A 24,139-nucleotide genomic window follows, 5' to 3' on the forward strand; every position below is an offset into this window, starting at 1 on the left:
GGAAATCGTCAGGGAGATCGCCTGAGAAACCGTCAGAGAATGTCGCCGGGCGCGTACTTGGCGGCCTCCGGGTAGGCGGCCGCAACGGCCTCGACCTGGCGGACGACCTCGGCGACCTGTGCACCGGCCGCGCCGGTGAAGGAGAGCCGGTCGGCCAGCAGCGCGTCCAGCGCGGCCCGGTCCAGCGGCATCCGCTCGTCGGCGGCGAGCCGGTCCAGCAGCTCGTTCTCCCGGGCGCCGGCCCGCATCGCCAGCGCCGAGGCGACGGCGTGCTCCTTGATGACCTCGTGCCCGGTCTCCCGGCCGACGCCCGCGCGCACCGCGCCCATCAGCACCTTGGTGGTGGCCAGGAACGGCAGGTAGCGGTCGAGCTCGGCCTCGATCACGGCGGGGAAGGCACCGAACTCGTCGAGGACGGTCAGGAAGGTCTCCAGCAGACCGTCGAAGGCGAAGAACGCGTCCGGCAGCGCGACCCGGCGGACCACGGAGCAGGAGACGTCGCCCTCGTTCCACTGGTCACCGCCCAGCTCGGCGGTCATCGACGCGTAGCCGCGCAGGATGACGGCCAGGCCGTTGACGCGCTCGCAGGAGCGGGTGTTCATCTTGTGCGGCATCGCGGAGGAGCCGACCTGGCCCTCCTTGAACCCCTCGGTGACCAGCTCGTGGCCGGCCATCAGGCGGATCGTCTTGGCCAGGCTGGACGGCGCGGCGGAGAGCTGGACGAGCGCGGTCAGCACCTCGAAGTCCAGCGAGCGCGGGTAGACCTGGCCGACGGAGGTGAGCACGTTGTCGAAGCCCAGGTGGCCGGCCACCCGGCTCTCCAGCTCGGCGAGCTTGTCGGTGTCGCCGCCGAGCAGGTCCAGCATGTCCTGGGCGGTGCCGACCGGGCCCTTGATCCCGCGCAGCGGGTAGCGGGCGATCAGCTCCTCCAGGCGGCGGAAGGCGACCAGCAGCTCGTCGGCGACGGTCGCGAAGCGCTTGCCCAGCGTGGTCGCCTGCGCGGCGACGTTGTGCGAGCGGCCGGCCATGACCAGCTCGGTGTACTGGGCGGAGAGCCGGCCCAGGCGCACCAGCACGGCGACCGTGCGGTCGCGCACGTGCTCCAGCGACTGGCGGATCTGGAGCTGCTCGACGTTCTCGGTCAGATCCCGGGAGGTCATGCCCTTGTGGATCTGCTCGTGGCCGGCGAGCTCGCTGAACTCCTCGATCCGGGCCTTCACGTCGTGGCGGGTGACCCGCTCACGGGCGGCGATCGAGCCGAGGTCGACCTGGTCGATCACCCGCTCGTAGTCGGCGACGGCGCCCGCGGGCACCTCGACGCCGAGGTCCTGCTGGGCCTTCAGGACGGCGAGCCACAGGTGGCGCTCGAGGACCACCTTGTGCTCGGGGGACCAGAGCTGGGCCAGGGTCGCCGAGGCGTACCGGGAGGCCAGGACATTGGGGATCTGGGGCTTCGCGCTCACGCTTCGCAAGCCTAACAGCCGAGGTCAGGCGGAACGCCGCCGGACCGGGTGGACGGCCGCGACGCGCGCACGGCAGCCTCCCGCGCCCCCCTGCCCGCCGGCAGCCCCGACGGCCAGGCCCGGCCGCAGCCGCATCGACGGCCACGCCGGGGCGGGCCGGAGCCAGTCGCCCGCGCCGGAGGCCAGCCCGTCCACCAGCGCCCCGAACTCGCCCTCCCGGATTCCCGGCCCCACACCGGGCCCCCGGGCCGCGCGGCCCAGACTGCGCGACTCCGGGCCGCGCGGAGGCCCGGTCTACTGCGCGCCGGCGGCCCGGCCGGTCAGCACCGGCAGCACCTGGGAACAGATCGAGTGCAGCGACACCCGCTGCTCGTCCGTCATCGCCTCGAAGGCCTGGTGGGTACGGCTCATCTCGGCGCGGATCAGGCCCAGGATCTCCCGGCCCTGCCCGGTGATCACGACGATCTTGACCCGCCGGTCACCGGCCGCCGCCTCACGGTTGGCCAGGCCCAGCGACTCCAGCCGGTCGACGATCCCGGTCACATTGGAGGCGTCACAGCCGAGCCGCCCGGCCAGCGCCCGCATCGGCACCGGCTCCTGCACCGCGCCGAGCGCCTTCGCCTGCGAGGAGGAGAGCCCGTGCCGGGCCGCCGCAGCCGCGAAGTCCTGGAAGTAGGCGGCGCCGACGGCGGCCAACGCCTCCATCAGCTCGGCGTTGGTCGGTACGGTCGTCGTCGCTGTCGAACCCATGGAGCCAGCGTACGGCCGAGTGCTTCAGCAACTCAAGCTTTGACCACGGCAAAGGTCCTCGGTCCGGCTGCCCGGGCCGTGGCTCAGAGCACCAACTGGTCGAAGAGCCGCCGCAGCTCGGCCTCCGGGTCCGCGGTCAGCCCGGTGTGCACCGGCCCCGGCTGGACGACCGCGCTGCGCGGCGCCGTCAGCCAGCGGAACCGCTGCCCGGGGCTGTCCGACGCCGCCGGGCCGGCCGGCGGCCCGCCCGCGCAGACCGCCTCGATCCCGTGCAACGCGCGCCGCACTCCGGCGACGTCCGCCACCGGGTCCAGCGCCAGCAGCCGGGCCTGGTCCAGGTGGGTCCGCGCCGCCAGGTGCGCGCTCTGCCGGCAGTACAGCAGCACGCCGACGTTGATGCACTCGCCGCGCTCCACCCGGGGCACCGCCCGGACCACCGCGTACTCGTAGTCGTGCAGCTCTGCGACGGCCGGCAGGGCAGCCGGCAGCACGGGCTCGGTCATGCGGACACCTCCGGCAGCCAGTCGCGCGGACCGGCCAGTCGCTCGGTCAGCTGGGCGCGGTACGCGGCGCGCACCGCCTCGGGCGAGTCGAAGCCCGGTTCGTCCGCGAGCCAGACGTCGGGGATCTGCGCCACCGCCGCCTCGATCGCCGCCTCCGCGAGCGGGGCGAGCGCCTTGTCCGCCGCCACCAGGTCCGGTTCGGCCCGCAGCAGCGCATGGTCGGAGGCGTCGTACGGACGGCGGACCCACCCGGCGGCGCCGGGCCAGTGGTGATGGAAGATCAGGCTGGCGCCGTGGTCGATCAGTCGCAGGCCGCCGGTGGCGACCAGCAGGTTGGGGTTGCGCCACGAGCGGTCCACATTGCCGATCAGCGCGTCGAACCAGAGCACCTGCCCGGCCAGCCCGGCGTCCACGTCGAAGCAGACCGGGTCGAAGTTGAGCGCGCCGCTGACGAAGGCCATGCCCAGGTTGAGACCGCCACTGGCGCGCATCTGGTCCTGGACCTGCTGGTCCGGCTCGCTGCGGGCGAGCACCGGATCGAGGTCGACGGTGACCAGCTCCGGCACCGGCAGGCCGAGCCGGCGGCCGAGCTCGCCCGCCAGCACCTCCGCCACCAGCGCCTTGCGGCCCTGCGCCGCGCCGACCCATTTCAGCGCGTACAGCCGCCGGTCGTCGGCCTCGACCAGGCCCGGCATCGAGCCGCCTTCTCGCAGTGGGGTCACATAACGGACCGCCGTCACCTCGGGGAGCACGCCGGACAGCCTATCGGGCATATGCACGGCCTGGGCTCTCCCAACCCACCTCCGGCCACCGCGCCACCCACCGCACGGAGGCCCCGAGCCCCGCACCGTCCGACCCGCACCGACCGGCCCGCACCGACCCCACCCGACCCCCGAAGGCCCCACCACCCCCGTCTCCACCATCCGCGCCGCCCCGGTGGCACCCCGCCCTGGGCCGTGCGAGTGTGGCGGGCAGTAGTGGCCTCGGACCCAGCGCGGTACGACCTGCACTGTAAGGATGAGCGATGGAACGATCTCGGATCCTGATCGTGGGCGGCGGCTTCGCCGGACTGGAGTGCGCTCGCCGCCTCGAACGCAAGCTCTCGCCCTCCGAGGCGGAGATCTCGCTGGTCACGCCGTTCAGCTATCAGCTCTATCTTCCGCTGCTCCCGCACGTCGCGGCCGGGGTGCTCACCCCGCAGTCGGTCGCGGTCTCGCTCCGCCGGTCGCTGCGCCGTACCCACATCGTCCCGGGCGGCGCGATCGGCGTGGACCCGCGCTCCAAGGTCTGCGTGGTCCGCAAGATCACCGACGAGGTGGTCGCGCAGAAGTACGACTACCTGGTGCTCGCCCCCGGCAGCGTGACCCGCACCTTCGACATCCCGGGCCTCACCGACTACGCGCGCGGCATGAAGACGCTCGCCGAGGCGACCTACGTCCGCGACCACGTGATCGCCCAACTCGACCTCGCCTCGGCCACCCTGGACCAGAAGGAGCGCGAGTCTCGGCTCCAGTTCGTGGTGGTCGGCGGCGGCTACGCGGGCACCGAGACGGCCGCCTGCCTCCAGCGTCTGACGACCGCGGCCGCCCAGCGCTACCCGCGGCTGGACTCCCGGCAGATCAAGTGGCACCTGATCGACATCGCCCCGAAGCTGATGCCCGAACTGGGTGACGCCCTCGGCACCGCGGCCCTGGAGGTGCTGCGTGGGCGCGGCATCGACGTCTCGCTCGGCGTCTCGGTGGCCGAAGTCGGTGCCGAGTCGGTCAAGTTCACCGACGGCCGGGTGCTCCCCAGCCGCACCCTGATCTGGACGGCGGGGGTCGCGGCCAGCCCGCTGATCGCCACCCTGGACGCGGAGACCGTCCGCGGCCGGATCGCGGTGACCGCCGAGATGCGGGTCCCGCAGTTCGAGGGCGTCTTCGCGCTCGGCGACGCGGCCGCGGTGCCGGACCTCGCCAAGGGCGACGGCGCGGTCTGCCCGCCGACCGCCCAGCACTCCGCCCGCCAGGGCAGGGCGGTGGCGAACAACGTGATCGCCGCGCTGCGCAACCAGCCTCTGGAGCCCTACTACCACAAGGACTTGGGCCTGGTGGTGGACCTCGGCGGCAAGGACGCGGTCTCCAAGCCGATCGGCGTCGAACTGCGCGGCGTCCCCGCCCAGTTGGTGGCACGCGGCTACCACCTGATGGCGATGCGCACCAATGCGGCCAAGTTCCGGGTCGGCGCCAACTGGCTGCTCAACGCCACCGCCGGCGACGACTTCGTCCGGACCGGCTTCCTGGCCCGCCAGCCCGCCCGGCTCCGCGACTTCGAGTACACCGACGCCTACTTGACGAAGGATCAGGTCCGGGCGCACGCCCAGGCCCTGCTGGCCAAGGGGTGACGGCCGCCGGGCCCGCCCAGCCACCCGGCCCCGACCCTGACCCCGGCACGACCCCAGCAACAACGCGGCACGAACGCAGCACGACCGGTGCCCCCGCCGAGCCCGGCAGGGGCACCGGCCCGTCCCCGGCCGCTACTTCGCGGTCAGGTACATCCCGCTCGCGTCCCTCCCCGCGGTGTTGCGGCACGCGTAGTCACCGCTGGGCCGCGCGTACAGCAGGGTGAGGCACTGCCCGAGGGCCTGCTGCCCGTAGTAGTTCGGGTGCATCGACTCCTGGACGACGCCCTGCGAGGAGCTGAGCCCGCCGTCGACGAACCGCGCCCACTCGCTGGTGGTGGCGGACGGCGCCGTGGTCGAGGTCGCCTGGCGGGCGGACTTCGCACACACCTCACGCCCCTGCAGCATGTCGGCGAGGTCCAGGAACTGCGCGCCCTTCGCGGCGGCGACGGCTGCCAGCGCCCGGGAGATCTGCGGGACGAGCGAGTCCCGTGCCCAGTCGGCGTCCCCGTTCCAGAACGGGCAGCCGCCGGTGTCGGAGCGGGTCCAGCCGCTCTCGGGGTAGCGCATCTCGGCGCTGCGCGGGATCGGCGAGGGGTATGACTGCAGCACGATCCGGTAGTCGCCCGTCTTGTAGCCGGCGTTCGACATCACCGCCCGGATCTCGTCCAGAGCCTTGCCGACACCGGCCATCGCGGCGGGCATCCGGGAGTCGATCGCGGACTGCTGGTCGTCGTTGCAGTAGGAGTACCAGACGAGGTAGTCCGAGACGCAGGTGGTGATCACGTCGGCGAAGCCGAGGTCGTTGCCGCCGATCGAGAGGGTGATCAGCTTGACGTTGTACTGGCCGGCCACGGTGGCGAGTTGGTCGGCCTGCGGGGCCTCGCCCTTGAACGACTGGCCGCCGTTGGCGGCGCGGTAGACGTTGGCGGCGACGGCGCCGGAACAGGCCAGGTTGATCTGGGCCTGCGCCACCGAGGGCGCACTGCGGACCTCGGCGACGTCCGAGCGGTCGCACCCGCTCGCCGCGGTCGCGCCGTACACCCGGCTCGGGTCGTACGCGCTGCCGGTCCAGGCCCGGTCGGTCCCGGCCCGGTTGCCGCTGGTGACAACGGAGTTGCCCTTCCAGCGGCCGGCCTCGCCGGAGATGTAGCTGTCGCCGAGGGTCACGCTGGCGGTCGTCCCCGTCCCGGCGTCGGCCCGGGCGGGTGCGGCGGCGACGGCCAGCAGGCCGGCCGCGCCGAGCGGGAGGGTGAGCCCGGCGGCGAGCAGCCGGCGGGCGAATCGGGTCAGTCGGGTGGTGCGGGTGGTTCTGCGAGTGATGCTCGAACAGCTTTCGGGCACGGCGGAACTCCTGCGGTCGGTCTCGCCCGCGCTGTGGGGGCGGGGAGACGCGTAGGTGAGGGTGGGCCGCCGGCCGGTGGCGCGATGAACATGACACGCCCGCACTTGTTACCGCTAGGTATCTGCACCAGGTTTCTCGCTGTGTTACCGGTCGGTTCAGATCGGTCGCGAGACGGCACCGTCCGTTCCCAGGACGGCCGCCAGGTCGTCGGCCAGCCGCCGCGCGTCGGCGGGGTCCAGCTCCGCGACGGTGATCCGCAGGCCGGGCGGGGAGTCCAGGCGGAAGCGTGCGCCGGGCGCCGCGACCCAGCCACGCTGCACCAGTGCAGCCAGCACGGTGGCCTCGTCCGGCACCGGCACCCAGACGTTGAGCCCGCTCGCACCGTGCGCCTCGATGCCGCGCGCGGCCAGCTCGCCGAGCAGTGCGCCACGCCGGGCCCCGTAGGCGGCGGCCACCCGCGAGACCGGCGCGGCGTCGGTGCGCCACAGTTCCGCGACGGTGCACTGCAGCAGGTGGCTGACCCAGCCGGCGCCGAGCCGCTGGCGGCCCAGTACCCGCCCGATGGTCTCCGCGTCCCCGACCGCGACCGAGAGCCGCAGGTCCGGCCCGTACGCCTTGGCCGCCGAGCGCACCACCGCCCAGTGCTCCGATCCGGCGCCGGCCAGCGGATGGTACGGCTGGTCGACGATGCCGTGGCCGTGGTCGTCCTCGATGAGCAGGACGCCGGGGTGCTCGGCCAGAACGGCGCGCAGCTCCCGCGCCCGCTCGGCGGTGAGCACGGCGCCGGTCGGGTTCTGCGCCCGGCTGGTGACGACCACCGCGCGGGCACCGTCCGCCAGCACCCCGGCGAGCGCGTCGGGCAGCGGGCCGTCGTCGTCCAGCCGCACCGGGGCGGCGCGCAGCCCGAGTGCCGGCAGCAGGTCCAACAGGCTCCCCCAGCCCGGGTCCTCGACCGCGACGACGTCGCCGGGGCGCAGCCGGGTGGCGAGGATCCGTTCGATGGTGTCGAGCGAGCCGGAGGCGATGGCGACCGGCCCGGCGGGCAGGCCGTCGGCGCGGAAGCCCTCGGAGGCCAGTGCGAGCAGTCCGGGGTCGGCGGAGGCGCGGCCGTAGCGCACCGGGTCGCGGCGGGCGGCCTCGGCGGCCGCGGCGAGGGCCGGGGTGAGGTCGGGCAGCTGCGCCGGGTCGGGGTTGCCGTTGGAGAGGTCCCGGGCGTGCGGCGGGACGGGCATCCGGATCTGGTCGCGCGGGGTGGTCGCGGGCCGCGGGCGGATCCGACTGCCCTTGCGGCCGGCGGTCTCGATGACGCCCCGGTCGCGGAGGAGCCGGTACGCGGCGGCGACGGTGTTGGGGTTGACGCCGAGTTCGGCGGCCAGGTCGCGCAGTGGGGGCAGCGGGGTGCCGGGCGCGAGTCGTCCGGCACTGACGCCATGTTCGACGTCGGCCGCGATTTCGCTGGCGCGCCGCCCCTTGATCGGATAGTCTCCTAGCACAAAAGAGATTATGCACTAGTACATAGAGGTTGTCATGTCAGGCAGCGCTGCGTCCTACTCCCGCACCCCCCGCACCACTCCGACCCGCTACAAGGACCGCGCGACCTGGGAGCAGGACGCGATTCACGCCATTCTGGACAGCGGCTACCTCTGCCACCTCGGATTCATAGCCGACGGCGCCCCCGTCGTGCTGCCGACCATCTACGCCCGGGTCGGCGACCGCCTGTACGTCCACGGCTCCACCGGCAGCCGGCCACTGCGCGGCGCCAAGGGCGACGAGGGGCTTCCGGTCTGCGTCACCGTCACCCTGGTCGACGGCCTGGTACTGACCAAGTCCGCGTTCAACCACTCGATCAACTTCCGCTCGGTGGTCGCCCACGGCACCGCCCACCAGGTGACCGACCCCGAGGAGCTGTCGGTCGCACTGGACGCGCTGGTCGACCAGACCGTCCCCGGCCGCTCCGCCGAGGTCCGCCCGGCCAACGCCAAGGAGCTGGCCGCCACCGCCGTCATCCGCCTCGTCCTGGACGAGGTCTCCGCCAAGACCCGGGCCGACGCCGCCGACGACGACGAGGAGGACCTCGGCCTCCCGCACTGGGCCGGCGTGGTGCCGGTGACCACGGTCTACGGCACGCCCGAGCCGCACGAGTCCACCACCGTGCCGCTCCCCGCGCACCTGCGCGACTTCACCGGGTGACGGGGGCCCGGCGATGCTGATCAGGTCCTGGGACCGGGGCGACGAGGCCGAGTGGCAGGCCTGGCTCGCCGAGGGGCGCGACTTCGGTCTGCTCGCCGCCAACGGCCGCGCCGGCGAGGGCCCGGTGCTGGTCCCCACCCACTTCCTGCTGGACGCGGAGGCCGGCGAGATCCTGCTCCACCTCGCCGCACCCAACCCCCTGCTCGCCGCCGTCCGCGCCGACCCCGCGGTCACCCTGGCGGTGACCGACGACTACGCCTTCGCCCCCGGTCACTGGCGCGGCGAGCCGGGCACGCCGACCAGCTACTACGCCTCGGTGCACTTCCACTGCACGGCCTCGGTCGTCGAGGACGCGGCCGGCAAGGCGGAGATCCTCAACCGTCAGCTGGCGCACTTCCAGCCGGAGACGCCGGACACCCGGGTCGCCCCCGGCGAGCGCCCGTTCGGCCCGCTCCTTCCGGGCCTGCGCGGGCTGCGGCTGGCGGTCCGCGAGGTACGGGCCAAGTTCAAGTACGACGACAAGAAGCCCGCCGACGAGCAGTACGCCCTCGCGGACCGGCTCGCCGAGCGCGGGCACGGCCTGGACGCGGGCGTCCGCGCCCAGCTGCTCCGGCGCAACGCCCGCCGTACGGGGTCACGACACTGACGCAAAGTCACCCGTTCGGGCCCTGGTACCGGGCGGGCCACCACGGTCGCTGATCGAATGTGAGACGAGTCCTGCCCATACGGCCGTGCCGGCGGGCCCGTCCACTCGGGGAGCGTGCGTGTCCACAACCCACACCCATCCGGCCGCCGGTGAGGCGCACCTCGGGCACGTCGTCTTCATCTCCGCGGCCGCCGCGATGGGCGGCTTCCTGTTCGGCTACGACAGCGCGGTGATCAACGGCGCGGTGACCGGCATCCAGAAGCACTTCGGGGTGGGCAACGGCGAGACAGCCTTCGTGGTGGCCATCGCGCTGCTCGGCTCGGCGGCCGGCGCGGTGGCCGCCGGCCGGCTCGCCGACCACCTGGGCCGGGTCCGGACCATGCTGCTGGCCGCCGTGCTGTTCGCGATCAGCGGCATCGGCTCGATGTTCCCGCCGACCATCCAGGTGCTGGCCACCTGGCGGGTGGTCGGCGGGGTCGCGATCGGCATCGCCTCGGTCATCGCGCCGACCTACATCGCCGAGGTCGCGCCGACCGCCTACCGCGGCCGGCTCGCCTCCTTCCAGCAGATGGCGATCGTGCTCGGCATCACCGTCTCGCAGCTCGCCAACTGGGCGATCAACCAGGCCGCCGGCGGCGAGTCCACCGGCCACCTCGGCGGCATCCAGGCCTGGCAGTGGATGCTCGGCGTGGAGACCATCCCGGCCCTGGTCTACGGGCTGATGGCGCTGGCGATCCCGGAGTCCCCGCGCTACCTGATCGCCGACCACCGCGAGGCGCAGGCCCGCGAGGTGCTGGTGGAGGTGGAGGGCGAGGGGGTGGACCTCGACGCCCGGGTCGCCGAGATCCGCGCCGTGCTGGAGTCCACGCACAAGCCGCGCGCCAAGGACCTGCTGGGCGGCCGGTTCGGGCTGCTGCCGATCGTCTGGGTCGGGATCGGCGCCTCGGTGTTCCAGCAGTTCGTCGGCATCAACGTGATCTTCTACTACTCCTCGTTCCTCTGGCAGTCCGTCGGCATCAACGAGGCCAACTCGCTGCTGATCAGCCTCTCCACCTCGATCGTCAACGTGATCGGCACGGTGGTCGCGATGGTGCTGGTCGACCGGATCGGCCGCAAGCCGCTCGCGCTGGCCGGCTCGGCCGGCATGGCGCTCTCGCTGGCCACCGCCGCCTGGGCGTTCTCCTACCGGCAAGGCACCGGTGACACCGCCACCCTGGACGACGCCCACGCCACCGTCGCCCTGGTCGCCGCGCACGTCTTCGTGTTCTGCTTCGCCTTCTCCTGGGGCGTGGTGGTCTGGGTCCTGCTCGGCGAGATGTTCCCCAACCGGATCCGGGCGCTCGCCCTGTCCGTGGCCGCCTCGGCCCAGTGGATCGCCAACTGGGCGATCACCGTCAGCTTCCCCGACCTCGCCGACTGGAACCTGTCGGCGACGTACGTGATCTACGCGGTCTTCGCGCTGCTCTCCATCCCCTTCGTGGCCTTCTGCATCAAGGAGACCAAGGGCCGCGCCCTGGAGGAGATGGGCTGAGCCCGCCGTCCGCGGCACCGCCGTCCACGCCGCCGCGCGCGGCCCGTCCCACCGAGAGGAAGCCATGCCTGAGCAGGGCGGCTCCCGGCAGAACGTCACCTTCCCCAGCAACGGCCGCGAGGCCCACGGCTACCTGGCCCGGCCGCCGCAGGGCGTCGGACCCGGGCTGGTGGTGGTCCAGGAGTGGTGGGGCCTCACCTCGCACGTCGCGGCGATGGCGGACCGTTTCGCCGCCGAGGGCTTCACCGTCCTCGCGCCGGACCTCTTCGGCGGTACGACCACCCACGACGCCGCCGAGGCCGCCCGGCTCAAACGCGAACTCCCGGTCGGGCAGGCCGTGGTGGACCTGCGCGGCGCGGTCGGCTTCCTGCTCGGGCTGGACGGCGTGGTCGGCGACGCGGTCGGGGTGGTCGGCTTCTGCATGGGCGGCGGCTTCTCCCTGCTGCTGGCCGCCGCCGAGGGCGACCGGGTGGCCGCGGTGGTCCCGTTCTACGGGCTGCCGCCCGACCCGGACTTCGACTACCGCGGCCTGACCGCCCACGTCCTCGGCCACTTCGCCGAGCACGACCGCTCGATCCCGATGGCCGCCGTGGACGAGGCGGCGATCCGGATCGGCGAGGCCACCGACGTCCGCCCGGAGATCCACTTCTATCCGGCCGGGCACGCCTTCATGAACGACGAGAACCTGCTCGGCACCCATGACGCGCTCCAGGCCCGGATCGCCTGGCGGCGGACGCTCAGCTTCCTCTGGGGCCATCTCGGCTGACGGAGGCCGTAAGGGCCGAAACGCGCTGGACAGCTGACAGTTCCGCGGTCATAGTCGCCGGGTGCAGAGCCAACCCCCACCCCCGCACCGGCGCCGCTTCCCCTGGGCCGGCCGCAACTACCGCATCCAGACCGCCGCCACCGTGATCAGCGGTCTCGGCAATGCCGGCGCCCCGATCGCCACCGCGTTCGCCGTCATGGAGAACGGCGGCTCCACGGCCGAGGTCGGCTATGTCACCGCCGCCCGGCTGGTCCCGGTGGTCCTGCTGCTGATGGTCGGCGGCGCGCTCGCCGACCGTCTGCCGCGCCACCACGTCATGGTCGCGGCCAACCTGTTCAGCGCCGTCTCGCAGGCCGTGCTGGCCGCCCTGGTGCTGGCCGGGAACGTCCAGCTCTGGCAGCTGATGCTGCTCTCCGCGGCGGGCGGCGCCGGCCACGCCTTCTACGCCCCCGCATCCGAGGGCATGATCATGCAGAGCGTGGCGGCCGAACACGCCGGCCGGGCCTTCTCGGTCTTCCGGATGGCGCTCAACTCCGCCCAGATCGGCGGCATGGCGCTCGGCGGCGCCCTCACCGCCGCCGTCGGCCCCGGCTGGGTGCTCGCGCTGGACGCCGGCTGCTTCCTGCTCGCCGCCTCGCTGCGCTTCCTCCTGGAGGCCGAGCCGGCCGCTGCGGCCGAGCCCGGCGGCGGCATGCTGCGCGACCTGCGCGAGGGCTGGCAGGAGTTCGCCTCCCGCCGCTGGCTCTGGGTGATCGTGCTCCAGTTCGCCGTGCTGATGGCCTGCATCACCGCCGTGGACGCGGTGTACGGGCCGATCGTCGCCGAGCAGCGGCTCGGCGGGGCCCGCGACTGGGGCCTGGCACTGGCCGCGCACGGCATCGGCCTGGTGGTGACCGGCCTGGTGATGGTCCGCTGGCAGCCGCGCCGGATCCTGCTGATCGGCAACTGGGGCGTCTTCCTCTTCGGCCTGCCCGCCCTGGCGCTCGCCCTGGCCGTGCCGCTGCCGGTCCTGGTGGTGGCGATGTTCCTGTCCGGCGCCGGGGTCACCGTCTTCGGCGTCAACTGGATGATCGCGCTCCAGCAGGAGATCCCGGCCGAGGCGTTCTCCCGGGTCTCGGCGTACGACCAGCTCGGCTCGCTCTCGCTGGCTCCGGTCGGCACCGCCCTGGCCGGCCCCGCAGCGGACGCGCTCGGCCTCTCCGGCGCACTCTGGGCGTGTGCGGCGCTCTGCCTGCTGCTGAGCGCCGTCGTCCTGCTGGAACCCCAGGTCCGCCGTCTCTCCCGGCGTACCGCCGACCGGCCGTCCGCACGGCTCGCGGAGCCCGCCACCACCCGCTGACGCGCCCGGTGCGCCCCGCGTGCGCCCTCCGGTGGGCAACCACCGGCGGACGCCGCTCGTCCGACCAGGTGACGACGGAGTCAGACCTGGGGGGGCGCCCGATGCCGAAGCCACTGCTGTTCCTGGACGTCGACGGCGTGCTCAACCCGGTCTGCCCCGAAGCGGACGCCGACTTCGACGCCCACACCCTGCTCGGCTACACCGTGCTGCTCTCCGCCCGGCACGGCACCTGGCTGCGCGAGCTGGCCGGTACGTACGAGCTCGTCTGGGCCACCACCTGGGAGGAGCAGGCCAACGCCCACATCGCCCCGGTGATCGGCCTGCCCGAGCTGCCGGTGGTCCGCCTCACCGGCTACGTCCCGCAGCCCGGCGACCCGAAGATGCCGCTGATGGAGCTGTTCTCCGCCCACAAGTGGGCCCCGCTGCTGCGGTACGCCGCCGGCCGGCCCTTCGCCTGGGTCGACGACGTCATCCCCGGCCGTCTGGTCCGCAACTCGCTCTGGCGGCGCGACCGCCTCCTGCTCCCGATCGACCCGGGCCAGGGCCTGGAGCGCCCGCACGTCGACCGGCTGCTCGCCCGCCCGCCGCGCGCCCTCGCCGTCCCGCCGTTCGTCAGCCGGTGGGCAGCCAGCTGACGTGCCCGGCCAGCAGCGCGTACCCGACGAAGGCCACCGTGTCGATCAGCGCATGCGCCACCACCAGCGGCATCACCCGGCCCCACCGCCGGTACAGCAGGCAGAACACCGCGCCCATCACCATGTTGCCGACCAGCCCGCCGACCCCCTGGTACAGGTGGTACGAGCCCCGCAGCACCGAGCTGGCCACCAGCGCCGCCGGCCACGACCAGCCCAGCTGCCCGAGCCGGCGCAGCAGGTAGCCGAGGACGACGACCTCCTCCAGGATCGCGTTCTGCCAGGCGGAGGCGACCAGCACCGGGATCCGCCACCAGACGTCCGGCAGCCCGGACGGCGCCACCGTCAGGTTGTACCCGGCCGCCTGCGAGAGCAGGTAGAGCGCCAGCCCGGAGCCGCCGATCGCGGCGGCCACGACGGCTCCGCGGCCGAGGTCGCGCAGCTTCTGCCCGAGGTCGAAGCCGATCACCCGTAGCGAGGTGCCCTCGCGCACCAGCAGGTAGCCGACCAGGACGACCGGCATCAGCCCGCGCCCGATGTAGTAGAGCTGCCAGGCGAGGTCCAGCCAGGGGCGGCCGGGCGCGCGCGAGGAGTTCAGGGTGGCGACCTGCTGGCCGAGGCTGAGCGTCTCGGTGAGCGATCCCGTGAAGCTGATCAGCGCGCCGATGCCACTGGCCCCGAGGGAGAGGCCGAGAACGGTCAGCAGCTCGACGCCGAGCAGCCGGCGCGTGGGCTTCGCGGTCTCCGGTTCGGTCGAGGCGGTGGTCACGGCGTGCTCCAGCGGTCCGGCATCGCTCCGGCCGTCGGCCGACCGCCGGAGCGGTCATCCTTCCACAGGGGCGGTGAAGGGGCGGTCGGACCCTCAGCCCACCGGCCAGGTGTGCACCGGCTCGCCGCCGCGCATGTACTCGACGTACCGCCGGGTCATCGCCGCCAGTGCGGCCGGCCGGTCCATCCCGAACTGCTCGCGCAGCCGGTGGAAGGTGGCGCTCTGCCAGGAGGCGCCGTTGACCCGGCGCAGGCAGCGCTGCTCGATGATGCCGAGGTAGCGGTCCCGGTCGGCGGGCTCCACGCCCCACTCGTCCAGCCCCTGGTGGGCCATCGGCAGCAGTTCGTTCATGATCAGGTCGACGGCGGGCACGGTGGTGAGCCCGCCGCCGCGACCGGCCCGGCCCTGCCGCGGCCACTGGAAGACGGCGTCGATGCCGTACCGGGCGGCCTGCCGGAAGTTCTCGTCGGCCCGCTCGAACGGCAGCCTGTTCCAGATCGGCCGCGGCTGCTCGGCCAGCACCCGTACCAGGCCGTAGTAGAACGCCGCGTTGGCCAGCGTGTCGGCGACGGTCGGCCCGGCCGGCAGCGCGCGGTTCTCCACCCGCAGGTGCGGCACGCCGTCGCTGACGTCGTACACCGGCCGGTTCCAGCGGTAGATGGTGCCGTTGTGCAGCCGCATCTCGGCGAGCCGCGGCACGCCCCCGGAGGCGAGCGTCTTGACCGGGTCCTCGTCGTCACAGATCGGCAGCAGCGCCGGGAAGTACCGCAGGTTCTCCTCGAAGAGGTCGTACGCCGAGTCCACCCACCGCTCGCCGAACCACGTGATCGGGCGCACGCCCTGGGCCTTGAGCTCCGCCGACCGGGTGTCGCAGGCCTGCTGGAAGAGCACCGGCCTGGTCTCCCGCCAGAGCTCGCGCCCGAACAGGAACGGCGAGTTGGCGCCGAGTGCGAGCTGCGGGCCGCAGATCGCCTGGGCGGCGTTCCAGACCGAGGAGAACCGTTCGGGGGTGACCTGCAGATGCAGCTGCAACGAGGTCGCGGCGGCCTCGGCGACCATGGTGATCGACTCCAGCTGGAGGCGTTCGACGCCCTCGATGTCCAGCGTGATGTCCTCGCCGCGGGCGGCCAGGATCTGGTCGCTGAGCAGGCTGTACCGCTGGTTGTGGGACATCGCGTCCAGCCCGGTGTGGTCGTGCTCCAGGGTCGGCAGGATTCCCACCATGACGATCCGCGCACCGGCCTCGGCGGCCCTGCGGTCGGCGTAGCGCAGCCCGGTGTCGATCTCCTCGCGCAGCTCCTCGAACACGTGGCCGCAGAGCCGGTGCGGGGTGATGTTGACCTCGATGTTGAACTGCCCGAGCTCGGTCTGGAAGTCACTGGAGCCGATCGCGCTGAGCACCTGGGCGTTGCGCATCACCGGCAGGCCCTGCTCGTCGGCGAGGTTGAGCTCGATCTCCAGGCCCATCACCGCCCGGGGCCGGTCGAAGCGGTCCTCGCGCAGCATCCGCCCGAGCGCGTCGAGGCAGGACTGGAGCTTGCGGCGGTACAGCTGCCGGTCCGACAGGTCCGCGCGCGTCGCCACGACCTTCTCGCCCATGATCCCCTCCTCCTGAGCCGCCCGGCCGAGCGACCGTGCATGCATCATGCCCACCTCGAAGATCGATACCCGATTGCTTCGAACGGCTTGCAATGCAAGGAAACTGACGGTCTTTCAGCACATCCGCCGACTTGCCCGGCGCCACCGCCTGTGATAAACAGGTCACCCTGCGCACCTGTTCGATAGAATTCGCACTGCGCCCAGGCCGGCCCGCTGCCGCTCCGAAACCCTCGTCGACGGCGGCGGCCGTACCCGCACCGCGATCATGCACAACCGGACATGGCCAGGTCCCGTCACCGACGACACACCGCGCCATGCCGGTATGCCGCACTCGCACGCCGATCTCGCACGGAGAGGCGACCCCGCCATGACTCTGCAGACCCCCCAGCCCCCGCCCAGTGCCCTGCGCGCCGTCCTCGCCGCGCTCGACTCGGAGGACGCGCTGCGCCAGCCCGCCGCCGCAGCACTGCGTCATCCGACCGGACCGCTGCTCCCCGCGCACCCGCTCGCGGTCCACGTCCTGGACGGGCCGCGCCCCGAGCTCACCGCCGCCCGGCGGACGGGCTGGCGCTTCCTGATCAAGGACGGCACCGAGGTGGCCGCCGCGGCCGAGGTGGTGCAGGGCGTCGAGGGCCACACCTTCTCCCACTTCACCGCCGGGCCCTACCTGGACTCCACCGTCCGGGCGCTGCGCCAGGCCTGGCAGCTCACCCAGACGTCACGGGCCCGCCGGCAGCCCCGGCTGCTGACGTTCCCGGGCCAGTACGCGACGGCGCTCTGGCTGCACAGTCCGGACGCCGACCCGGGGGCGGACCTTCTGATCCCGCTGGCACCGGCCCCGCTCGGGGTCACCGCGCACCGCGCCTACCCGGCCGCCGACCTGCTGCCGGTGCTGGCCCGGGCGCCGCTGGGCCGGCCGCTGCTGCTCGGCTCCTCCTGAGCCCTCCCCCGCCGGCCGGCTCCCTCGCCGGCCGCTCCCTCACCGATCGCCCCGCCGGCGCGCTCCGCGCCGGCCCCGCTCTGCCCGCCCCACCCGGACGGGCCATCGGACATGGCCCTGAAAGGCCAGCCGCCTGATGGCCCGTCCGGGGGCTTTTCCGGGCCGCAGCCACCTGAACGGGTGATCTCTGCCCTCGGCTTGTGGCGCATGTCACCAAACTGCTGCGCGATCGTCCCGGGATGCCGACACTGGGAACCAGCGTGGAAGGACCACCTGTCCTACCCACTTGAGCGCCGGTCTACACCCGTCCGGCGCCGGACAGGATCCGACTACCGCGGCGGCTCCCGACGGGCATCCGACGGCGCCGCACCACGGGGAGGATCGCAGAGCGAAGCGAGGGTACGTATGTGCCAGCACCGTCCTGAATGCCCGACGGCCGAGTCCGAGGACCGCGAGGCGGCCGTACCGGTGGCCTGCCACCCGGAGCAGGGTTGGAGCCTGCTCTGCAACGGCGTCCTGCTCTTCGAGGACACCGGCGAACTGCTGCCCGACGGCCGGGTGATCGCCCCGCGCCGCCCCGTCGCCCACGCGGCCTGACCCGCAGGCGGGGGCAGCCGCCGACAGAAGTCGAGGAACGGGCAGGGCCCCGGTGATGGAGCACCTCCCAGCCGAAGGCTGGGGGACTTCCGCACCGGGGCCCTGCCGTAGCTCGGATCGCTCAGTTGCCGTACTCGTCCAGCGGCGGGCAGGAGCAGACCAGGTTGCGGTCGCCGTACGCGCCGTCGATGCGACTGACCGGGGGCCAGTACTTGTCCGCCGGGTTCACACCCGCCGGGAAGACCGCCTCCTGCCGCGAGTAGCCGTGCGCCCAGTCGCCGGCCAGCGTGGCGGCGGTGTGCGGGGCGTTACGCAGCGGGTTGTCCTCGGCCGCCCACTCGCCCGAGCCGACCTTGTCGATCTCGGCGCGGATCTCGATCATCGCGTCGCAGAACCGGTCGATCTCGTGCAGGTCCTCGGACTCGGTCGGCTCGATCATCAGGGTGCCGGCCACCGGGAAGGACATCGTCGGCGCGTGGAACCCGTAGTCGATCAGGCGCTTGGCGATGTCGTCCACCGTCACGCCCGTCTCCTTGGTGAGCGGGCGCAGGTCGATGATGCACTCGTGCGCGACCAGGCCGCCGGGGCCGGTGTAGAGCACCGGGAAGTGCGGGGCCAGGCGCTTGGCGATGTAGTTGGCGTTCAGCACCGCCACCTGGGTGGCGCGCTTGAGGCCCTCGCCGCCCATCAGCCGGACGTACGCCCAGGAGATCGGCAGGATGGCCGCCGAGCCCCATGGCGCGGCCGAGATCGGGCCGACGCCGGTGGCCGGGCCGGCCTCCGCCTGGAGCGGGTGGTTCGGCAGGTACGGCGCGAGGTGCGCGCGGACCGCGACCGGGCCGACGCCCGGGCCGCCGCCGCCGTGCGGGATGCAGAAGGTCTTGTGCAGGTTCAGGTGCGAGACGTCCGCGCCGAACTTGCCCGGCTTGGCCAGGCCGACCAGGGCGTTCAGGTTGGCGCCGTCCACGTACACCTGGCCGCCGGCCTCGTGCACGGCCGCGCAGATGTCGGTGATCTCGGTCTCGTACACGCCGTGGGTGGACGGGTAGGTGACCATCAGCACGGCGAGCTGGTCGCGGTGCTGCTCGATCTTGGCCTTCAGGTCGTCCACGTCGACGTCGCCGTCGACCAGGGTCTTCACCACGACCACGCGCATGCCGGCCATCACGGCGGAGGCCGCGTTGGTGCCGTGCGCGGAGGACGGGATCAGGCAGACGTCACGCTGCGTGTCGCCGTTGGCGTGGTGGTACGCGCGGACGGCCAGCAGGCCGGCCAGCTCGCCCTGGGAGCCGGCGTTCGGCTGGATCGAGACGGCGTCGTACCCGGTCACCTCGACCAGCTGCTGCTCCAGCTGGCGGATCAGGGTCAGGAAGCCCTGCGCCTGCTCGATCGGCGCGAACGGGTGCAGCTGGCCGAACTCGGGCCAGGTCACCGGCTCCATCTCGGTGGTCGCGTTGAGCTTCATGGTGCAGGAGCCCAGCGGGATCATGCCACGGTCCAGCGCGTAGTCGCGGTCCGACAGGCGGCGCAGGTAGCGCAGCATGGCGGTCTCGGAGCGGTGGCTGTGGAAGACCGGGTGGGTCAGGTACTCGTCCTCGCGCAGCAGCGCGGCCGGCAGCGCGTCGGCGCTCTCGGCGGCCTCCACGCCCTCGACGCCGAACGCGGCCCAGACGCCCGCCAGGTGCTCGCGGGTGGTGGTCTCGTCGGTGGAGACCGAGATCCGGTCCTCGCCGTCCTGGTGGACGTTGATGCCGTGGGCGCGCGCGGCCTCGGCGACCGCGGCGGCGCGGCCGGGGACGACGGCGGTGACGGTGTCGAAGAACTCGCCGTGGAGCAGCTCGACGCCGCCGGCCCGCAGGCCCTCGGCGAGGGCGGCGGCGTAGCGGTGGGTGCGGCGGGCGATGTCGGCCAGGCCGTCCGGGCCGTGGTAGACGGCGTACATCGAGGCCATCACGGCGAGCAGCACCTGGGCGGTGCAGATGTTGCTGGTGGCCTTCTCGCGGCGGATGTGCTGCTCACGGGTCTGCAGCGCCAGGCGGTAGGCGCGGGTGCCGTCGGCGTCGACGGAGACGCCGACCAGGCGGCCGGGCAGCGAGCGGGCGTACTCGGCACGCACCGAGAGGTAGCCGGCGTGCGGGCCGCCGAAGCCCATCGGCACACCGAAGCGCTGCGAGGTGCCGCAGGCGATGTCGGCGCCGAGCGAGCCCGGGGACTTCAGCAGGGTGAGCGCCAGCAGGTCGGCGGCGACGGCGACGACCGCGCCGAGGCCGTGGGCCTGCTCGATGACGGGGGCGAGGTCGCGGACCACACCGGTGGCGCCCGGGTACTGCAGCAGCACACCGAAGACGCCGCGCTCGGCGATCTCGGCGGGGATGCCCGCGGAGAGGTCGGCGACGACGACCTCGACACCGGTCGGCTCGGCACGGGTCTCGATCACCGCGATGGTCTGCGGCAGGGTCTCGGCGTCGACCAGGAAGACACCGCCCTTGACCTTGGTGACGCGGCGGGCCAGCGCCATCGCCTCGGCGGCCGCGGTGCCCTCGTCCAGCAGCGAGGAGCCGGAGGTGGCCAGGCCGGTCAGGTCGGAGACCAGGGTCTGGAAGTTGAGCAGCGCCTCCAGGCGGCCCTGCGAGATCTCCGGCTGGTACGGCGTGTACGCGGTGTACCAGGCCGGGTTCTCCAGGACGTTGCGCAGGATCACCGGCGGGGTGAAGGTGCCGTAGTAGCCCAGGCCGATCATCGGCTGGAGCACCTGGTTGCGTCCTGCCAGCTCGCGCAGCTCTGCGAGGACCTGCGCCTCGCTGCGGCCGGCGGGCAGGTCCAGGCCGGTGATGGAGCGGATCGCCTCGGGCACGGCGGTGGCGGCGAGCTCGTCCAGCGAGCCGTAGCCGACCTGGGCCAGCATCTTCTCCTGCGCGGCGGCGTCGGGGCCGATGTGGCGGTTCTCGAAGGGACTGGCCAGCTCAAGCTCGGTGAGGGTCGGGGCGCCGGTGGGGCGTCCCTCGTTCGGCTGGGCGTTCATGGTGGTCGAGGCCTCCTGGTCACGGACCGGCGGGGGTACGCACGCCGTACGGCTCCGCCGCTGCGGACAACAGCGGAAGGGCCTGGACGGGCGGACCCAACAGGCCTCCCCCTCTGTCATCGGGACCTGAGAGCTTCGCCCGCGCGGCACGCCGTGGGCGCGCCGCCGGCTTGCACCGTCGGTGAGGGTGGTGGCCACCGGCTCCCTCGCCGGTAGTCCTGCCCTGCTTTCCAGAGTGACCTATCCCACACGGTACGGATGCCTGAGAGATTCCGGGGAGGAGTTGCTCCTTCGGCGCCCCGACCAGTGGTTTTCGCTGTCGGGGACTCTCCCGAGCGGGCTCGGCGGTCGCGCCCAGGGTACCAGCGGGAGGCCCTTCGATCACGGGTGCGTCGGGTCGATCCCGGGACGGCCCCGTGACCCGGACGGCGCAGCACCGGGCCCGTCCGGCCCTGCCCCGGTCGCGGGCGTCCGGTTCATGGCTTTTGGTGTGAAGTGGCGGATGGAACGGGCGGCCCGGCCGTCGGCCTTCGGGAGTTCCGCAGGCGCAGCGCACTGGAGGAAAGAGTGCAGACCGATATCGACCCCCGGGACCTCATCGGCCACAAGGCGGTCGACCGCAACGGAGACAAGATCGGGACGGTCGACGAGGTGTACCTGGACGACGCCACCGGACAGCCCGAATGGGCGGCCGTCCGGACCGGCATCTTCGGCCGGGACGCCTTCGTCCCCCTGACCACGAGCGAGTTCTCCGGCGACGAGCTGCGGGTGCCGTACGACAAGTCACTGGTGAAGGAGTCGCCGGACTTCGGCGTCGGCCAGCACCTGTCGCCGGCCCAGGAGCTCCAGCTGTACCGCTACTACGGACTGGATACCCCGGTGGACGGACGCCCGTCGGCGGGCGACGGCTCCGGCTCCGATCCGGCCGACCACGACTTCGGCTCCGTCCCGGCAGCGGCCCCGAGGGCGGCCGCCGGCACCGTGGTGGCCGCGGCCACGCACACGGCGCCGGCGCCCGCGGACACCCCGGCGGCCCCGAACGCCGGACCGGCCGCGCCCGTCGCGAAGCCGCTCGCCTTCCACTCGGCCGACACCCCGGCCGCCTCCCCCCACAGCACCCCGGCAGCCGACCTCGGCAAGCCGTCCGAACCCGCCACGGAGGCCAACGTGCGGACCCTCAGCACCTCCGCACCCGCCGCCCCCACGGCGCCGGTCACCCCCGAGTCGCGCCCCCAGGCCGCGCCGGCCACCACCGGCCCGGTCGCCCCTGCCGCCCCGGCCAGGTCCACGTCCGCGCCGGCCTCGTCCGCGCCGACGTCGTCCACGTCCGCCCCGGGCGCCTCCACCTCCGGGCCGGCCTCGTCCGCGCCCAGCGGCCCGGTGGAGATCACCTGCCGCGAGGAGCGCCTGGACATCACCACCGAGTGGCACGTCCTCGGGACCGCGAAGCTGCGCAAGTACGTGACCAGCGAGCCGGTCGAGCGCCGCGTCCCGGTGGTCCGCGAGCGCGTGCGGGTGGAGCGGATGCCGGTCGGCGAGGCGGAGCGGGCCTCGCTGAGCGAGAAGGACATCGCCGAGGCGGTGGAGGAGGTCACGCTGCGCGAGGAGCGCCCGGTGGTCCGCAAGTACGTGGCCCCGATCGAGCGGGTGCGCCTGGTGGTCGAGCGGTACACCACCGAGGAGGTGATCCGCGACGAGCTGCGCCGCGAGCACGTCGAGGTCCACGACAACACCGCCTCGGCCTCGACCCCGGCCCCGCCCCCCGCAACGCCGCCCACCCACGCCCACACCCCCGCACCGGCCGACGAGCCGTCCCGCCCGGCCCCCCTCAGGCCCCTCGCCTGACGGAGCAGTTCACCGAGGACTCCGGGCCCGCCACGGCCCGGGGTCCTTCGGGTTCTCCACCCCGCGACCCCGGCCTTCGGGGCCGCGGTCCTTCGACTTTGCCAAAGCTTCACCGATCGATATTTGACACACTGAAGTATCTCCCTGCATGGTTATTTCAGTTCATTCACTATGTACGGGAGGAAGCAACCGTGAGTGAGGCACCACAGCCCACCACCGCGGCCGAGAAGCAGAGCAGCGCCCGGGTCCTGCCGGCCCTCATCCTGGCGATGCTGTCGTTCAGCGTGGTGCAGACCGCGGTCGTCCCGATCCTGCCCTCGCTGGCCAAGGAGCTCAGCGTCTCCGGCTCCAGCATCACCTGGCTGATGACGGCCAACCTGCTCTCCGCCGCCGTGCTGACCCCCCTGCTGGGCCGCTTCGGCGACCTGCGCGGCCGCAAGCCGATGCTGCTGATCTCGCTGACCGGCCTGGTGGCCGGCTCCGCGCTGGCGGTCAGCACCCACTCCTTCACCTGGCTGGTCGTCGCCCGTGTCCTGCAGGGCGCCGGCGGTGGCGTGCTGCCGCTGGCGATCAGCATCGTCCGCGACGAGCTGCCGAAGCAGAAGGTGACCGGCGGCGTCGCCGCCATCAGCGCCTCGATGGGCGTCGGCTCCGGCCTAGGCCTGGTGGCGACCGGTCTCCTGCTGGAGCACTGGAGCTACAAGTCGATCTTCTGGATGGGTCTGGTCTTCGGCCTGATCGCGGTCGCCCTGGTCGCCCTGCGCGTTCCCAGTGACCCGGTCACCGACAAGGAGGGCGGCGCCGACCCGCTCGGTGCCATCACCCTGGCCGGCTGGCTCTCCGCCCTGCTGGTCGCGGTCAGCCAGGGCAACAACTGGGGCTGGACCTCGACCAAGACCCTCGGCCTGTTCGCCGTCGCCGCGGTCGTCGCCCTGATCTGGGGCGTCATCGAAGTCAAGGTGAAGCACCCGCTGGTGGACATGAAGATGATGTCCCGCCCGGCCGTCGCCTTCACCAACCTGGCCGGCCTGCTGATCGGCTTCGGCATGTACGGCTCGTTCATGGTGATCAGCAACTTCGCCCAGACCCCGGAGAAGTTCACGCACTACGGCTTCACCGCCACCGTGCTGCACGCCGGCGTCATGCTGCTGCCGTCCGCCATCGGCTCGATGGTCGCCGCCCCGCTGGGCGCCCTGCTCATCGCCCGCCGCGGCCCGCGGCTGCCGCTGGTCCTCGGTGGCGTGCTCGGCGCGATCGCGATGGCCTACCTGGCCGCGCGCCACAGCCACGAGGCCGACATCTACACCGCTTCGGCGATCTTCGGTCTGGGCATCGGCCTCGCCTTCTCGGCGATGCCCGCCTACATCAACGGCGCCGTCCCGGTCGAGCAGAGCGGCATCGCCAACGGCATGAACGCCGTGCTGCGTACCGTCGGTGGCGCGATCGGCACCGCCGTGATGGCCGCCATCCTGACCGGCGACACCATGAAGCTGCCGATCCCGGTCTCGCTGCCCACCCTGGACGCCTACAAGCACGCGTTCTGGACCGCCGCGGTGGTCTGCGCGATCGCCGGCGCCGTCCCGTTCCTGATCCGCTCCGTCAAGCCGGCCGCCACCGTCGCCGCCGGCAACGAGGTCGCGGACCTGAACTCCAGCCCCGCGCTGGCCAAGACCGACGCCTGACGAGGCGTCCACCCCCCGCGCCCAGGGACAGGGCGCGGGGGACCGGTCCCCGAACGGTCGACGAGGGCATCGCGACCATCCGAGGCCGGCACTTCACACGGCCCCACCCGGTTCCCCTGCCGGGTGGGGCCGTTTCGTGC

The 24,139-nt window shown here is 73.0% G+C and carries 20 protein-coding genes and 1 riboswitch; of the genes, 11 read left to right on the plus strand and 9 right to left on the minus strand.

The window, feature by feature from the left end:
* Nucleotides 1–32: 32 nt before the first annotated feature.
* The 4 genes from purB to ACZ3YO_RS20105 all read right to left on the minus strand — a co-directional run bounded on the left by purB (nucleotide 33) and on the right by ACZ3YO_RS20105 (nucleotide 3,468).
* Nucleotides 33–1,463, minus strand: a complete 1,431-nt coding sequence (gene purB / locus ACZ3YO_RS20090) for an adenylosuccinate lyase (protein WP_396322567.1) — start codon at nucleotides 1,461–1,463, stop codon at nucleotides 33–35.
* Nucleotides 1,464–1,757: 294 nt separating this feature from the next.
* The gene (locus ACZ3YO_RS20095) at nucleotides 1,758–2,213 is read right to left on the minus strand and encodes a MarR family winged helix-turn-helix transcriptional regulator (protein ID WP_396322569.1); all 456 of its coding nucleotides are present in this window, start codon (nucleotides 2,211–2,213) and stop codon (nucleotides 1,758–1,760) included.
* A gap of 83 nt (nucleotides 2,214–2,296) precedes the next feature.
* Nucleotides 2,297–2,716, minus strand: a complete 420-nt coding sequence (locus ACZ3YO_RS20100; protein ID WP_465551677.1) for a DUF3037 domain-containing protein — start codon at nucleotides 2,714–2,716, stop codon at nucleotides 2,297–2,299.
* Nucleotides 2,713–3,468, minus strand: coding sequence for a HipA family kinase (locus ACZ3YO_RS20105; RefSeq protein ID WP_465551679.1), 756 nt, complete (start codon nucleotides 3,466–3,468; stop codon nucleotides 2,713–2,715). Before ACZ3YO_RS20105 ends, ACZ3YO_RS20100 begins: the two co-directional genes overlap by 4 nt.
* A 272-nt stretch (nucleotides 3,469–3,740) precedes the next feature.
* Between ACZ3YO_RS20105 and ACZ3YO_RS20110 the strand changes: the two genes are divergently transcribed.
* Nucleotides 3,741–5,099 (plus strand): NAD(P)/FAD-dependent oxidoreductase, encoded by a 1,359-nt coding sequence (locus tag ACZ3YO_RS20110; RefSeq protein ID WP_465570950.1) that lies wholly within the window; start codon nucleotides 3,741–3,743, stop codon nucleotides 5,097–5,099.
* Between the two features lie 132 nt (nucleotides 5,100–5,231).
* Here the strand turns inward: ACZ3YO_RS20110 and ACZ3YO_RS20115 are convergent, their stop codons facing one another.
* Entirely contained in the window at nucleotides 5,232–6,440 is a 1,209-nt protein-coding gene (locus ACZ3YO_RS20115; protein ID WP_465570953.1) for a GDSL-type esterase/lipase family protein, read from the minus strand.
* Nucleotides 6,441–6,596: 156 nt separating this feature from the next.
* Complete coding sequence (locus ACZ3YO_RS20120; RefSeq protein WP_465570956.1) at nucleotides 6,597–7,934, minus strand: aminotransferase class I/II-fold pyridoxal phosphate-dependent enzyme; 1,338 nt, start codon at nucleotides 7,932–7,934, stop codon at nucleotides 6,597–6,599.
* A gap of 34 nt (nucleotides 7,935–7,968) precedes the next feature.
* Here ACZ3YO_RS20120 and ACZ3YO_RS20125 point away from each other — a divergent pair, with 34 nt between their 5' ends.
* The 6 genes from ACZ3YO_RS20125 to ACZ3YO_RS20150 all read left to right on the plus strand — a co-directional run bounded on the left by ACZ3YO_RS20125 (nucleotide 7,969) and on the right by ACZ3YO_RS20150 (nucleotide 13,548).
* Nucleotides 7,969–8,631, plus strand: a complete 663-nt coding sequence (locus tag ACZ3YO_RS20125) for a pyridoxamine 5'-phosphate oxidase family protein (protein ID WP_465570958.1) — start codon at nucleotides 7,969–7,971, stop codon at nucleotides 8,629–8,631.
* A gap of 13 nt (nucleotides 8,632–8,644) precedes the next feature.
* Nucleotides 8,645–9,277 carry an FMN-binding negative transcriptional regulator gene (locus ACZ3YO_RS20130; protein WP_396322576.1) on the plus strand — a complete coding sequence of 211 codons (633 nt, stop codon included), beginning with the start codon at nucleotides 8,645–8,647 and terminating at the stop codon, nucleotides 9,275–9,277.
* 118 nt (nucleotides 9,278–9,395) lie between these two features.
* Nucleotides 9,396–10,808 carry a sugar porter family MFS transporter gene (locus ACZ3YO_RS20135; protein WP_465570961.1) on the plus strand — a complete coding sequence of 471 codons (1,413 nt, stop codon included), beginning with the start codon at nucleotides 9,396–9,398 and terminating at the stop codon, nucleotides 10,806–10,808.
* 64 nt (nucleotides 10,809–10,872) lie between these two features.
* Nucleotides 10,873–11,574: a dienelactone hydrolase family protein gene (locus tag ACZ3YO_RS20140; RefSeq protein ID WP_465570963.1), complete on the plus strand. Its 702-nt coding sequence runs from the start codon at nucleotides 10,873–10,875 to the stop codon at nucleotides 11,572–11,574.
* Between the two features lie 61 nt (nucleotides 11,575–11,635).
* Nucleotides 11,636–12,913 carry an MFS transporter gene (locus tag ACZ3YO_RS20145; RefSeq protein WP_465570965.1) on the plus strand — a complete coding sequence of 426 codons (1,278 nt, stop codon included), beginning with the start codon at nucleotides 11,636–11,638 and terminating at the stop codon, nucleotides 12,911–12,913.
* A 101-nt stretch (nucleotides 12,914–13,014) separates the two neighbouring features.
* Nucleotides 13,015–13,548, plus strand: coding sequence for an HAD domain-containing protein (locus tag ACZ3YO_RS20150; protein ID WP_465570968.1), 534 nt, complete (start codon nucleotides 13,015–13,017; stop codon nucleotides 13,546–13,548).
* On the opposite strand, the gene ACZ3YO_RS20155 is transcribed toward ACZ3YO_RS20150, so the two are convergent.
* Nucleotides 13,526–14,314: a CPBP family intramembrane glutamic endopeptidase gene (locus ACZ3YO_RS20155; RefSeq protein ID WP_465551697.1), complete on the minus strand. Its 789-nt coding sequence runs from the start codon at nucleotides 14,312–14,314 to the stop codon at nucleotides 13,526–13,528. The two genes, ACZ3YO_RS20150 and ACZ3YO_RS20155, sit on opposite strands and share 23 nt — an antisense overlap.
* Nucleotides 14,315–14,407: 93 nt before the next feature.
* Entirely contained in the window at nucleotides 14,408–15,913 is a 1,506-nt protein-coding gene (locus tag ACZ3YO_RS20160; protein ID WP_465570971.1) for a glutamate-cysteine ligase family protein, read from the minus strand.
* A gap of 367 nt (nucleotides 15,914–16,280) precedes the next feature.
* Between ACZ3YO_RS20160 and ACZ3YO_RS20165 the strand changes: the two genes are divergently transcribed.
* Nucleotides 16,281–16,853, plus strand: coding sequence for a hypothetical protein (locus tag ACZ3YO_RS20165; RefSeq protein ID WP_465551701.1), 573 nt, complete (start codon nucleotides 16,281–16,283; stop codon nucleotides 16,851–16,853).
* A 405-nt stretch (nucleotides 16,854–17,258) separates the two neighbouring features.
* Nucleotides 17,259–17,450, plus strand: a complete 192-nt coding sequence (locus tag ACZ3YO_RS20170; protein ID WP_396322584.1) for a DUF5999 family protein — start codon at nucleotides 17,259–17,261, stop codon at nucleotides 17,448–17,450.
* Nucleotides 17,451–17,571: 121 nt separating this feature from the next.
* Here the strand turns inward: ACZ3YO_RS20170 and gcvP are convergent, their stop codons facing one another.
* Entirely contained in the window at nucleotides 17,572–20,472 is a 2,901-nt protein-coding gene (gene gcvP / locus ACZ3YO_RS20175; protein ID WP_465570974.1) for an aminomethyl-transferring glycine dehydrogenase, read from the minus strand.
* A gap of 240 nt (nucleotides 20,473–20,712) precedes the next feature.
* Nucleotides 20,713–20,816, minus strand: a riboswitch (glycine riboswitch).
* A 223-nt stretch (nucleotides 20,817–21,039) separates the two neighbouring features.
* On the opposite strand from gcvP, the gene ACZ3YO_RS20180 reads away from it, so the two are divergent.
* Both ACZ3YO_RS20180 and ACZ3YO_RS20185 read left to right on the plus strand, forming a co-directional pair.
* Entirely contained in the window at nucleotides 21,040–22,317 is a 1,278-nt protein-coding gene (locus tag ACZ3YO_RS20180) for a PRC and DUF2382 domain-containing protein (protein ID WP_465570976.1), read from the plus strand.
* Nucleotides 22,318–22,508: 191 nt separating this feature from the next.
* Complete coding sequence (locus ACZ3YO_RS20185; RefSeq protein WP_465570978.1) at nucleotides 22,509–23,999, plus strand: MFS transporter; 1,491 nt, start codon at nucleotides 22,509–22,511, stop codon at nucleotides 23,997–23,999.
* The last annotated feature ends 140 nt before the right edge of the window (nucleotides 24,000–24,139 follow it).

The organism is Kitasatospora sp. NPDC022785 (assembly GCF_055561295.1).